At 69.7% G+C, this 14,548-nt stretch carries 1 protein-coding gene and 1 pseudogene; both read left to right on the top strand.

Annotation, left to right across the window (positions count from 1 at the left end; all coding sequences use genetic code 11):
• Nucleotides 1-13,998: pseudogene (locus tag OG959_RS16015) on the top strand (amino acid adenylation domain-containing protein); the annotation flags it as partial.
• Nucleotides 13,959-14,534 (top strand): phosphopantetheine-binding protein, encoded by a 576-nt coding sequence (locus tag OG959_RS38695; protein WP_442805746.1) that lies wholly within the window; start codon nucleotides 13,959-13,961, stop codon nucleotides 14,532-14,534. The pseudogene OG959_RS16015 and the gene OG959_RS38695, both read left to right, overlap by 40 nt.
• The last annotated feature ends 14 nt before the right edge of the window (nucleotides 14,535-14,548 follow it).

The following is a 14,548-nucleotide window of genomic DNA, read 5'->3' as shown; positions in this document are numbered from 1 at the left end:
ATGCTCGTCGACTGGAACCGCACGGACCGGGCGGTGCCGGGCGAGATCCTCCCGCGGCTCTTCGAGGCACAGGTGGCGCGCACCCCGGACGAGACGGCGGTGGTCTTCCGGGACACCGCGGTCACCTACCGGGAACTCGACGACCGCGTGAACCGGCTGGCCCAGCTGCTCGTCCACCACGGAGTCGGTCCTGAGGACGTCGTGGCCGTGGTCCTGCCGCGCTCCGTGGAGTCCGTCGTCGCGCTCCTGGCCGCCATGAAGGCCGGTGCGGTCTATCTGCCGGTCGACCCCGAGTACCCCGAAGAGCGCACCTCGTTCATGCTCACCGACTCGGCCCCGGCCCTCGTGGTGACCGCCGGTGCCGCCGCCGGGCGCGCCGACGTCCTGGACGGCACGGGTGTTCCCGTGCTGCGCCTCGACGACCCGCAGCTCGTGGCCGACCTCGACGCGCTGCCCTCCACCGCCCCGGCGGGCGAGCGCGCGACCCCGGACAACGGCGCGTACATCCTCTACACCTCCGGGTCGACGGGCCGGCCGAAGGCCGCCCTGATCCACCACTCCAGCCTGACCAATCTGCTCCACCACCACCAGGCCGAGGTCCTGGCCCCCGTCGTGGACTCCGTCGGCGGGCGGCGGCTGCGCATGGCGCACACCGCGTCGTTCTCCTTCGACGCCTCCTGGGGACTGTTCCTGTGGATGGCGGCCCACGGGCACGAGATGCACCTGGTCGACGACGACACCCGGCACGACCCCGAGGCCTTCGCCCGCCAGGTCGACGCCCAGCGCATCGACGTCGTCGACATGACACCCTCCGAGTGCCAGCACCTCATAGCGGCGGGACTGCTGGCGCCCGAGCGACACCGTCCCGCCCTCGTGGTGCTCGGCGGCGAGGCCATCGGCGAGGCCCTGCGCCGGGACCTGGCAGCCGTCGACGGCCTGACGAGCTTCAACTTCTACGGTCCGACCGAGTGCACGGCCGACAGCGTCACCGGCCCCGTACGCGACGGCAGCCCCGCCGAACTGGGCACTCCTGTCTCCAACGCGCAGGTGTACGTGCTGGACGGTGCGCTGCGGCCCGCGCCCGTAGGCATCTCGGGAGAGCTCTACGTGGCGGGCGCCGGCCTGGCGCGCGGCTACCTGAAGCGCCCGAAGGTCACCTCCGAGCGCTTCGTCGCCAACCCCTTCGGCCCGGCGGGCTCCCGCATGTACCGCACCGGGGATGTGGTGCGGTGGACGGCCGACGGCGTCCTCGAATTCATCGGCCGCGCCGACCACCAGGTCAAACTGCGCGGCTTCCGCATCGAAGTCGGCGAGATCGAATCGGTCCTGGGCGCGCACGACTCCGTCGGCCAGTGCGCCGTCATCGTGCGCGAGGACCAGCCCGGCGACAAACGCCTCGTCGCCTACGTCACGTCGGCGAACGGCACCACGGTCGACCCGGCGGAGCTCCGCCGTCACCTGGCCGAGCGCCTCCCCAACCACATGGTTCCGGCGGCCGTCGCCGTGCTGGCGACCCTGCCCCTGACCCCCACCGGCAAGCTGGACCGCCGGTCGCTGCCCGCTCCCGATTACGGTGTGGGGGCGGAGGTGTCGCGCCGGGCGCGTACTCCGCAGGAGGAGATCCTGTGCGGGCTGTTCGCCGATGTCCTCGGGCTGGAGCGGGTCGGTGTCGATGACAGTTTCTTCGAGTTGGGTGGGCACTCGCTGCTGGCTACGCGTCTGGTTTCCCGTATTCGTTCGGGGCTGGGGGTTGAGCTTTCGGTTCGTCGTCTTTTCGAGGCGCCTACGGTCGCTGGTATCGCGGCGGGGCTGGCCGGGGCTTCGGTGGCGCGTGCCGGTCTGGTGGCCGGGGTGCGTCCGGAGCGGGTGCCGTTGTCGTTCGCGCAGCGGCGGTTGTGGTTCCTTCAGCAGTACGAGCCCGGCAACTCCCTGTACAACATTCCGGTCGCACTGCGCCTGAACGGAGATCTCGACCAGGAGGCCCTGCGACTGGCGCTCGCGGACGTGGTGGACCGGCACGAGTCGCTGCGCACGGTCATCGCGGAGGATGACGAGGGTGCTCACCAAGTCGTCCTCGACGGCGACCGGGCCCGTCCCCGCCTGGCCGTGGCAGCCACCAGCGAGAGCGCCCTGGAAGGTGATCTGGCCCGGGCGGTTGCCCATGGTTTCGACCTCGCCGCCGAGACTCCTCTGCGTACTACCTTGTTCGGGCTGGCACCTGATGAGCACGTGCTGCTCGTCGTCGTGCATCACATCGCGGCCGACGGATGGTCACTCGCACCCCTGGCCCGCGACCTGACGGAGGCCTACACGGCTCGTTGCGAGGGTGCGGCCCCGGTCTGGGAGCCGTTGGCGGTGCAGTATGCCGACTACACCCTGTGGCAGCGTGAGGTGCTGGGTTCGGAGGAGGACCCGGAGAGTGCCATCGCGCGTCAGTTGGCGTACTGGGGTGAGGCGTTGGCTGATCTGCCTGCCGAGCTGGATCTGCCGACCGATCGTCCTCGTCCGGCTACGGCGTCCTACCGTGGTGGCACGGTCACGTTCGATATTCCTCAGGGGTTGCACGCGGGCGTCGCCCGGGTGGCTCGTGAGCACCAGGCGAGTACGTTCATGGTGCTCCAGGCGGCGCTGGCCGTGCTCCTCAGTCGGCTCGGTGCGGGCACCGACATTCCCATCGGGACGCCGATCGCGGGTCGTACGGATGATGCTGTCGAGGACCTCGTCGGGTTCTTCGTCAACACGTTGGTCTTGCGCAGTGATCTCTCGGGTGATCCTTCGTTCGGCGAGCTCGTGGGCCGTGTCCGGCACAGTGACCTGGCCGCGTACAGCAACCAGGACGTGCCTTTCGAGCGTCTCGTGGAGATCCTCAATCCCCAGCGCTCCACCGCCCGTCACCCCCTCTTCCAAACCATGCTCACCCTGCACAACTTGGGCCTTCAGGACGCCGCGGAGTCGCTCACCAGTTGGCCCGGCATCGAGGCCTCCGACCAGCCCATCGGCTCGGACGTCGCAAGGTTCGACCTCTCCTTCAACCTGGGCGAACGGCACAGCGACGACGGCACCACTGCCGGTATGCATGCGGTGCTCGAGTTCAGTGTGGATCTGTTTGATGAGGGGTCCGCGGAGTTGTTGTGTGCGCGGTTCGTGCGGGTGCTGGAGGCGGTGACCGCGGATCCGGGGACCCGGATCGGTCAGGTGCCTGTGCTCGACGCGGTCGAGCGGCAGCGGGTGTTGGGGGAGTGGAACGACACCGGCCGTGATCTGGGGGACAGCGATGTCGTGGGGTTGTTCGAGGCCCGGGCGGCCGCGACTCCGGATGCTGTCGCGGTGGCCTTCGCCGATACCCGTCTCACCTATGCCCAGCTGGCCGGGCGGGTCGACCGTCTGGCGGGTGCCCTGCTGGAGCGGGGTGCGGGGCCGGAGCGGTTCGTGGCGGTGGCCCTGCCCCGCTCGGCCGACCTGGTCGTGGCACTGCTGGCCGTCCTGAAGACGGGCAGTGCCTATCTGCCCATCGATCTGGACTATCCGGCCGACCGTATCCAGCACATGCTCGACGCCACCCGCCCCGTCCTGACCCTCGACCCGCCACTCCTGGCCGAACTCCACACCGCGGCCCACGCCACTGCTCCCACCGCTCCGGCCCGGGCGGTGCGTGGGGACAGTGCCGCCTACGTCCTGTTCACGTCCGGCTCCACAGGACGTCCCAAGGGTGTGGTCATCTCCCGGGCCAGCCTCACCAACCTCCTGACCGACATGCATACCCGTATCCCCCTCACCCCGGAGGACCGGCTGCTCGCGGTGACGACGATCGGGTTCGACATCGCGGGACTGGAACTGTTCGCTCCCCTGACCTGCGGGGCCACCCTCCACCTCGCCGGATCCGACCTGACGCACGACCCCGCCCGCCTGCACGCCACGATCACCGAGCACGCCATCACCGTCGTCCAGGCCACCCCCAGCCTCTGGCGCACCCTCACCCCCACCGGCGGCGCGGACAGTGCGCAGAGTCTGCGTGGTGTCCGTGTCCTGATCGGTGGCGAAGCCCTCCCCCCGGACCTGGCCACCCAGCTCGCGTCCGTCACCGGCCGGCCCCTGCTCAATGTCTACGGGCCGACGGAGACGACGATCTGGTCGACCACCGCCTCCATCACCGCCCACACCCCTATCACCATCGGGCAGCCCCTGAGCAACACCCAGATCTACGTCCTGGACTCCCGCCTCCAGCCCGTCCCGCCCGGCACCACCGGCGAGCTCTACATCGCCGGTCACGGCTTGGCCCGGGGCTACCTCGACCGCCCCGACCTCACCGCGGAACGCTTCACCGCCAACCCCCACGGCCCGGCCGGCTCCCGTCTCTACCGCACCGGAGACCTCGCCCGCTGGACCCACGACGGCCACCTCCACTACCTCGGCCGCGCCGACCACCAGATCAAACTCCGCGGCTTCCGCATCGAACTCGGCGAGATCGAAACCGTCCTGGGCACCCACGACTCCGTCAGCCAATGCGCCGTCATCGTCCGCGAAGACCAGCCCGGCGACAAACGCCTCGTCGCCTACCTCACCGGCGACACCCCGGACAGTGCCACCCTGCGCACCCACCTCGCCCACACCCTCCCCGACTACATGCTCCCCACCACCTACATCACCCTCGACGCCCTCCCCCTCACCCCCAACGGCAAACTCGACCGCAACGCACTCCCCGCCCCCGATTACGGTGTGGGCGCGGAGGCGTCGCGCCGGGCGCGTACTCCGCAGGAGGAGATCCTCTGCGGGCTGTTCGCCGACGTCCTCGGGCTGGAACGGGTCGGCATCGACGACAGCTTCTTCGACCTGGGCGGGCACTCCCTGCTGGCCACCCGCCTGGTCTCCCGCATCCGTACCGCGCTGGGCGCGGAACTCTCCATACGCCGCCTCTTCGAAGCCCCCACCGTCGCCGGCATCGCGGCCGAAGTGGCACTGGGCACGGGCACAGCTCGTACCGGGGTGGTGGCCGGGGTGCGCCCGGAACGGGTGCCGTTGTCGTTCGCGCAGCGGGGCCAGTGGTTCGTGCACCGGCTGGAGGGCCCCAACGCCACCTACAACATTCCGGTCGCTCTGCGCTTGAGTGGCGCTCTCGACCAGGAGGCGCTGGAGGCGGCGCTCGCGGACGTGGTCGTCCGGCACGAGTCGCTGCGCACGGTCATCGCCGAGGATGATGAGGGCGCGTACCAGATCGTACGAACCGGTGACACGACGGTGCCGTTGGCGGTGGAGCAGGTAGCCGACGAGGAGCGGTTGGGCGAGGCGCTGGCTGTGGCTACGGCGCGCGCGTTCGACCTCGCGACGGAGATCCCGCTGCGGGCCACCCTGTTCCGGGCCGGTCCGGACGATCACGTCCTGCTGCTCCTGCTGCACCACATCGCGGCCGACGAGTGGTCGTTCGGGCCGCTGGCCCGGGATCTGACGGAGGCGTACACGGCTCGTTGCGAGGGTGTGGCGCCGGACTGGGAGCCGTTGGCGGTGCAGTACGCCGACTACACCCTGTGGCAGCGTGAGGTGCTGGGTTCGGAGGACGACCCGGAGAGTGCCATCGCGCGTCAGTTGGCCTACTGGCGTGCGGCGTTGGCCGGCCTGCCCGCCGAACTGGACCTGCCGACCGATCGTCCCCGCCCGGCCACTCCGTCCCATCGTGGCGGCACCATCACCTTCGACATTCCTCAGGAGCTGCACGCCGGCATCACCGACGTGGCTCGTGAGCACCAGGCGAGTACGTTCATGGTGCTCCAGGCCGCACTGTCCGTACTCCTCAACCGGCTCGGCGCGGGCACCGACATCCCCATCGGCACGCCCATCGCGGGCCGCACGGACGACGCCGTGGAAGACCTCATCGGCTACTTCCTCAACACGCTGGTGCTGCGCAGCGACCTCTCCGGCGATCCCACCTTCAGCGAACTGCTCACCCGCGTCCGCCACAGCGACCTGGCCGCCTACAGCAACCAGGACGTTCCCTTCGAGCGTCTCGTCGAAGTCCTCAACCCCCAACGCTCCGCCACCCGTCACCCCCTCTTCCAGGTGCGGCTCGTCGTGCAGAACGCGGACCCGCGCAGCTCGGCCGGCCGTGCTCTCGAACTGCCCGGGCTGTCGGCCTCCATGGTGCCGACCGGGGCCGAAGGGGCCAAGTTCGACCTGTTGTTCCGTCTCTACGAGAAGGAGGCGGGCCTGGGCGGCGTGCTCGAATACAGCGCTGACCTGTATGACGCGTCCACCGCGCAGTCGCTGTGCGAGCGCTTCCTCCGTGTACTGGGCACGGTCGTGACCGAGCCGGAGCAGCGGGTCGGCCGTGTGGAGGTGCTGTCCGCCACGGAGCGCCACCGGATGCTCGACGAGTGGAACGACACCGCGCGTGACGTCGAGCCCGCGAGCGTGGTCACCCTCTTCCAGGCGCAGGCGGCCCGTACCCCGGACGCCCCGGCGCTCATCGTCGACGGCACCTCGCTCTCGTATGCCGAACTTGACGCGCGCAGCAACCGGTTGGCACGGCTCCTGATCGAGCGTGGTGCGGGTCCCGAGCGATATGTGGCGGTGGCGCTGCCCCGGTCCGCCGAATTGATCGTGGGCCTGCTCGCGGTGCTGAAGTCCGGCAGTGCGTACCTCCCGCTGGACCTGGAGTACCCGTCCGAGCGGATCCAGTACATGCTCGCGGACACCGCGCCCGTCTGTGCCCTCACCAACGAGGAGTGGTCCGGGCTCGTGCAGGGCGTAGACACACTCCTGGTGGACGACGAGGTGACCCGGGTCGCGCTGGCGAAGCTGTCCGGGCAGGCGCTCGCGGCCGCGGATACGGCCGGGACGACCGCCCTGCACCATCCCGCGTACGTGATCTACACGTCCGGATCGACGGGCCTGCCCAAGGGCGTGGTCGTCGAGCACCGTTCCGTGGGCGCCTACCTCCAGCGGGCACGCCTCGCGTATCCGGACGCCGCCGGAGAGGCACTGCTGCACTCCCGGATCGCCTTCGACCTGACCGTCACCGCCCTGTACACGCCGCTGGTGTCCGGCGGCTGCGTACGGATCGCCGATCTCCAGGACGAGGTGCCCGCCGACGCCGGCAGGCCGACGTTCATGAAGGCGACGCCGAGCCACTTGGCGCTCCTCGAAACACTCGGCGACGCCGCCTCGCCGTCGGGCACGCTCATCCTCGGCGGGGAGCAACTCCTCGGCGAGAAGCTCGCCGCGTGGCGCGACCGGCATCCCGACGCGGTGGTGATCAACGCGTACGGGCCGACCGAGGCCACGGTCAACTGCACGGACTTCCGGATCGAGCCAGGCGCCCCGACGCCCGCGGGCCCCGTGCCCATCGGGCGCCCCTTCTGGAACACACAGGCCTACGTCCTGGACGCGGGGCTGCGGCCGACGGCCCCCGGGGTCGCCGGTGAGCTGTACATCGCCGGCACGGGGCTGGCCCGCGGCTACCTGGGCCGCCCCGGCATGACAGCGGAACGCTTCGTGGCGAACCCCTTCGACCCCGCAGGCTCGCGGATGTACCGCACGGGCGACCTGGCGCTGTGGGCTGCCGACGGGCAACTGCAGTACGTGAGCCGGGCCGACCAGCAGGTGAAACTGCGTGGCTTCCGGATCGAACTGGGCGAGATCGAGTCCACGCTCGTGGGTGTCGACGGCGTCCGGCAGGCCGCGGTCGTCGTCCACGAGGACGCTTCCGGGGACAAGAGCCTCGTCGCGTACGTGGTGCCTGAGCAGGGTGGCGACACGGCGCCGTCGCTGCTCCGCTCGTACGTCGAGCAGCGCCTGCCCGACTACATGGTGCCGTCGGCCTTCATGGTCCTGGACGCGCTGCCGCTGACGTCGAACGGGAAGCTGGACCGGAGGGCGCTGCCCGCCCCCGTCCACGAGGCGGACTCCGGCCGCGGGACCGAGTCGCTCGTGGCACGCGGCGCCCACAACCCGTGGGAGGACGCCCTGCGCGCGCTGTTCGCCGATGTCCTCGGGCTGGAGCGGGTCGGCGTCGACGACAGCTTCTTCGAGCTGGGCGGGCACTCGCTGCTCGCGATCCGTCTGCTGGCGCGGGCGCGTTCGGTCCTCGGTTCGGAACTGTCGGTGCGCGACATGTTCGACAACCCGACGGTCTCCGGTCTCGCGAAGCTGATGACCGTGGCGGGCCGTTCGGGTCACCGGCTGGTGGCCGGGGTGCGTCCGGAGCGGGTGCCGTTGTCGTTCGCGCAGCGGCGGTTGTGGTTCCTTCAGCAGTACGAGCCCGACAGTTCCCTGTACAACATTCCGGTCGCTCTGTGCTTGAGTGGCGCTCTCGACCAGGAGGCGCTGGAGGCGGCGCTCGCGGACGTGGTCGTCCGGCACGAGTCGCTGCGGACCGTCTTCGCCGAGGATGATGAGGGCGCGTACCAGATCGTACGACCCGTCGACACGACGGTGCCGTTGGCGGTGGAGCAGGTAGCCGACGAGGAGCGGTTGGGCGAGGCGCTGGCTGTTGCTACGGCGCGCGCGTTCGACCTCGCGACGGAGATCCCGCTGCGGGCCACCCTGTTCCGGACCGGTCCGGACGACTACGTCCTGCTGCTCCTGCTGCACCACATCGCGGCCGACGGATGGTCGCTCGCACCCCTGGCCGGCGATCTGACGGCGGCGTATGCAGCGCGCGCGGTCGGCCAGGCCCCGGTCTGGGAGCCGTTGGCGGTGCAGTATGCCGACTACACCCTGTGGCAGCGTGAGGTGCTGGGTTCGGAGGAGGACCCGGAGAGTGCCATCGCGCGTCAGTTGGCGTACTGGGGTGAGGTGTTGGCTGATCTGCCTGCCGAGCTGGATCTGCCGACCGATCGTCCTCGTCCGGCTACGGCGTCCTACCGTGGTGGCACGGTCACGTTCGATATTCCTCAGGGGTTGCACGCGGGCGTCGCCCGGGTGGCTCGTGAGCACCAGGCGAGTACGTTCATGGTGCTCCAGGCGGCGCTGGCCGTGCTCCTCAGTCGGCTCGGTGCGGGCACCGACATTCCCATCGGGACGCCGATCGCGGGTCGTACGGATGATGCTGTCGAGGACCTCGTCGGGTTCTTCGTCAACACGTTGGTCTTGCGCAGTGATCTCTCGGGTGATCCTTCGTTCGGCGAGCTCGTGGGCCGTGTCCGGCACAGTGACCTGGCCGCGTACAGCAACCAGGACGTGCCTTTCGAGCGTCTCGTGGAGATCCTCAATCCCCAGCGCTCCACCGCCCGGCACCCCCTCTTCCAAACCATGCTCACCCTGCACAACGTCGACCCGACCGTGGACTCCGGCGTCGGCCGGCTCCCGGGTATCGACGTGAGCACCATGAACGCCGACAACGCGGTGGCGAAGTTCGATCTGCTGCTGGCCATCCGGGAGCTTGAAGCTTCCGGGGAAGCTGAAGTGGGTGGGATGCATGCGGTGCTCGAGTTCAGTGCGGATCTGTTTGATGAGGGGTCCGCGGAGTTGTTGTGTGCGCGGTTCGTGCGGGTGCTGGAGGCGGTGACCGCGGATCCGGGGACCCGGATCGGTCAGGTGCCTGTGCTCGACGCGGTCGAGCGGCAGCGGGTGTTGGGGGAGTGGAACGACACCGGCCGTGATCTGGGGGACAGCGATGTCGTGGGGTTGTTCGAGGCCCGGGCGGCCGCGACTCCGGATGCTGTCGCGGTGGCCTTCGCCGATACCCGTCTCACCTATGCCCAGCTGGCCGGGCGGGTCGACCGTCTGGCGGGTGCCCTGCTGGAGCGGGGTGCGGGGCCGGAGCGGTTCGTGGCGGTGGCCCTGCCCCGCTCGGCCGACCTGGTCGTGGCACTGCTGGCCGTCCTGAAGACGGGCAGTGCCTATCTGCCCATCGATCTGGACTATCCGGCCGACCGTATCCAGCACATGCTCGACGCCACCCGCCCCGTCCTGACCCTCGACCCGCCACTCCTGGCCGAACTCCACACCGCGGCCCACGCCACTGCTCCCACTGCTCCGGCTCGGGCGGTGCGTGGGGACAGTGCCGCTTACGTCCTGTTCACGTCCGGCTCCACAGGACGTCCCAAGGGTGTGGTCATCTCCCGGGCCAGCCTGACCAATCTCCTGACCGACATGCATACCCGTATCCCCCTCACCCCGGAGGACCGGCTGCTCGCGGTGACGACGATCGGGTTCGACATCGCGGGACTGGAACTGTTCGCTCCCCTGACCTGCGGAGCCACTCTCCACCTCGCCGGATCCGACCTGACCCACGACCCCGCCCGCCTGCACGCCACGATCACCGAGCACGCCATCACCGTCGTCCAGGCCACTCCTAGTCTCTGGCGCACCCTCACCCCCACCGGCGGCGCGGACAGTGCGGAGAGTCTGCGTGGTGTCCGTGTCCTGATCGGTGGCGAGGCCCTCCCTCCGGACCTGGCCACCCAGCTCGCGTCCGCGACCGGCCGGCCCCTGCTCAATGTCTACGGGCCGACGGAGACGACGATCTGGTCGACCACCGCCTCCATCACCCCCCACACCCCTATCACCATCGGGCAGCCCCTGAGCAACACCCAGATCTACGTCCTGGACTCCCGCCTCCAGCCCGTCCCGCCCGGCACCACCGGCGAGCTCTACATCGCCGGGGCGGGTCTGGCCCGGGGCTACCTCGACCGCCCCGACCTCACCGCCGAACGCTTCACCGCCAACCCTCACGGCCCCGCCGGCTCCCGCCTCTACCGCACCGGAGACCTCGCCCGCTGGACCCACGACGGCCACCTCCACTACCTCGGCCGCGCCGACCACCAGATCAAACTCCGCGGCTTCCGCATCGAGCCCAGCGAGATCGAATCGGCCCTCACCACCTTCCTCGGCATCAGCCAGGCCGCCGTCATCGTCCGAGAAGACCAGCCCGGCGACAAACGCCTCGTCGCCTACACCACCGGCGACACCCCCGACATCAACGACCTACGCCAACACCTCGCCAAAACCCTGCCCACCTACATGATTCCGTCCGCGTTCACCCACCTCGACGCCCTCCCCCTGACCCCCAACGGCAAGCTGGACCGCAACGCACTCCCCGCTCCCGATTACGGTGTGGGCGTGGAGGTGTCGCGCCGGGCGCGTACTCCGCAGGAGGAGATCCTGTGCGGGCTGTTCGCCGATGTCCTCGGGCTGGAGCGGGTCGGTGTCGATGACAGTTTCTTCGAGTTGGGCGGGCACTCGCTGCTGGCTACGCGTCTGGTTTCCCGTATTCGTTCGGGGCTGGGGGTTGAGCTTTCGGTTCGTCGTCTTTTCGAGGCGCCTACGGTCGCTGGTATCGCGGCGGGGCTGGCCGGGGCTTCGGTGGCGCGTGCCGGTCTGGTGGCCGGGGTGCGTCCGGAGCGGGTGCCGTTGTCGTTCGCGCAGCGGCGGTTGTGGTTCCTTCAGCAGTACGAGCCCGGCAACTCCCTGTACAACATTCCGGTCGCACTGCGCCTGAACGGAGATCTCGACCAGGAGGCCCTGCGACTGGCGCTCGCGGACGTGGTGGACCGGCACGAGTCGCTGCGGACGGTCATCGCGGAGGATGACGAGGGTGCTCACCAAGTCGTCCTCGACGGCGACCGGGCCCGTCCCCGCCTGGCCGTGGCAGCCACCAGCGAGAGCGCCCTGGAAGGTGATCTGGCCCGGGCCGTGGCCCACGGTTTCGACCTCGCCGCCGAGACTCCTCTGCGTACTACCTTGTTCGGGCTGGCACCCGATGAGCACGTGCTGCTCGTCGTCGTGCATCACATCGCGGCCGACGGATGGTCACTCGCACCCCTGGCCCGCGACCTGACGGAGGCCTACACGGCTCGTTGCGAGGGTGCGGCCCCGGTCTGGGAGCCGTTGGCGGTGCAGTACGCCGACTACACCCTGTGGCAGCGTGAGGTGCTGGGTTCCGAGGACGACCCGGACAGTCAGCTGTCCGCGCAACTGGCCTACTGGCGTGAAACTTTGGCCGATCTCCCCGTCGAGCTCGACCTGCCGACCGATCGTCCCCGCCCGGCCACTCCGTCCCATCGTGGCGGCACCATCACCTTCGACATTCCTCAGGAGCTGCACGCCGGCATCACCGACGTGGCCCGTGAGCACCAGGCGAGTACGTTCATGGTGCTCCAGGCCGCACTGTCCGTACTCCTCAGCCGGCTCGGCGCGGGCACCGACATCCCCATCGGCACGCCCATCGCAGGCCGCACGGACGACGCCGTCGAAGACCTCGTCGGGTTCTTCGTCAACACCCTCGTCCTGCGCAGCGACCTCTCCGGCGATCCCACCTTCAGCGAACTGCTCACCCGCGTCCGCCACAGTGACCTGGCCGGCTACAGCAACCAGGACGTTCCCTTCGAGCGTCTCGTCGAAGCTCTCAACCCCCAACGCTCCAGCGCCCGGCACCCCCTCTTCCAAACCATGCTCAGCCCGAACGTGACCAGCGATTCGGCCGGTCGGGGCGCGGAGTTCGGCAACCTCAAGGCGGTGCACGAGCCGAGCAGCACGGGGGCCTCGCGGTTCGACCTCTCCCTGTCCTATGCGGAGTTGGGAAGCAACGCCGGTATGCATGCGGTGCTCGAGTTCAGTGTGGATCTGTTTGATGAGGGGTCCGCGGAGTTGTTGTGTGCGCGGTTCGTGCGGGTGCTGGAGGCGGTGACCGCGGATCCGGGGACCCGGATCGGTCAGGTACCTGTGCTCGACGCGGTCGAGCGGCAGCGGGTGTTGGGGGAGTGGAACGACACCGGCCGTGATCTGGGGGACAGCGATGTCGTGGGGTTGTTCGAGGCCCGGGCGGCCGCGACTCCGGATGCTGTCGCGGTGGCCTTCGCCGACACCCGTCTCACCTATGCCCAGCTGGCCGGGCGGGTCGACCGTCTGGCGGGTGCCCTGCTGGAGCGGGGTGCGGGGCCGGAGCGGTTCGTGGCGGTGGCCCTGCCCCGCTCGGCCGACCTGGTCGTGGCACTGCTGGCCGTCCTGAAGACCGGCAGTGCCTATCTGCCCATCGATCTGGACTATCCGGCCGACCGTATCCAGCACATGCTCGACGCCACCCGCCCCGTCCTGACCCTCGACCCGCCACTCCTGGCCGAACTCCACACCGCGGCCCACGCCACTGCTCCCACCGCTCCGGCCCGGGCGGTGCGTGGGGACAGTGCCGCTTACGTCCTGTTCACGTCCGGCTCCACAGGACGTCCCAAGGGTGTGGTCATCTCCCGGGCCAGCCTCACCAACCTCCTGACCGACATGCACACCCGTATCCCCCTCACCCCGGAGGACCGGCTGCTCGCGGTGACCACGATCGGGTTCGACATCGCGGGACTGGAACTCTTCGCACCCCTGACCTGCGGAGCCACCCTCCACCTCGCCGGATCCGACCTCACCCACGACCCCGCCCGACTGCACGCCACAATCACCGAACACGCCATCACCGTCGTCCAGGCCACCCCCAGCCTCTGGCGCACCCTCACCCCCACCGGCGGCGCGGACAGTGCGCAGAGTCTGCGTGGTGTCCGTGTCCTGATCGGTGGCGAAGCCCTCCCCCCGGACCTGGCCACCCAGCTCGCGTCCGTCACCGGCCGGCCCCTGCTCAATGTCTACGGGCCGACGGAGACGACGATCTGGTCGACCACCGCCTCCATCACCGCCCACACCCCTATCACCATCGGGCAGCCCCTGAGCAACACCCAGATCTACGTCCTGGACTCCCGCCTCCAGCCCGTCCCGCCCGGCACCACCGGCGAGCTCTACATCGCCGGTCACGGCTTGGCCCGGGGCTACCTCGACCGCCCCGACCTCACCGCCGAACGCTTCACCGCCAACCCCCACGGCCCCGCAGGCTCCCGCCTCTACCGCACCGGAGACCTCGCCCGCTGGACCCACGACGGCCACCTCCACTACCTCGGCCGCGCCGACCACCAGATCAAACTCCGCGGCTTCCGCATCGAACTCGGCGAAATCGAAACCGTCCTGGGCACCCACGACTCCGTCAGCCAATGCGCCGTCATCGTCCGCGAAGACCAGCCCGGCGACAAACGCCTCGTCGCCTACACCACCGGCGACACCCCCACACCCCGGACAGTGCCACCCTGCGCACCCACCTCGCCCACACCCTCCCCGACTACATGCTCCCCACCACCTACATCACCCTCGACGCCCTCCCCCTCACCCCCAACGGCAAACTCGACCGCAACGCACTCCCCGCCCCGCACTACACCCCCACACCCCAAGGCCGCGCCCCCCGCACCCCACAAGAAGAAACCCTCTGCCGCCTCTTCGCAGACACCCTCCGCCTCGACCACGTCACCATCGACGACGACTTCTTCACCCTCGGCGGCGACAGCATCCGCTCCCTCCAACTCATCACCCAAGCCCGCACCACCGGACTCACCCTCACCGTCCGCGACATCTTCGACCACAAAACCGTCGCCGCCCTCGCCCAGATCCACACCGAAACAGACACCGGAAAGGGCGTGGACGTGGCCGGTGGCGCGGAGTTGGCGGCGGAGGGGGCGCTGACGGGGCTGAGTCAGGACGAGATCGAGCGGCTACAGGCCGAGTGGGGTGCCTGAGGCCTGGATGCCTC

The sequence above is a fragment of the Streptomyces sp. NBC_00385 genome, assembly GCF_035917155.1.
In the GTDB taxonomy this organism is placed as follows: Bacteria; Actinomycetota; Actinomycetes; order Streptomycetales; family Streptomycetaceae; genus Streptomyces; species Streptomyces poriferorum.
The sequence above is the reverse complement of the archived record's forward strand: the minus strand, read 5'-3'. Positions and strand labels throughout refer to the sequence as shown.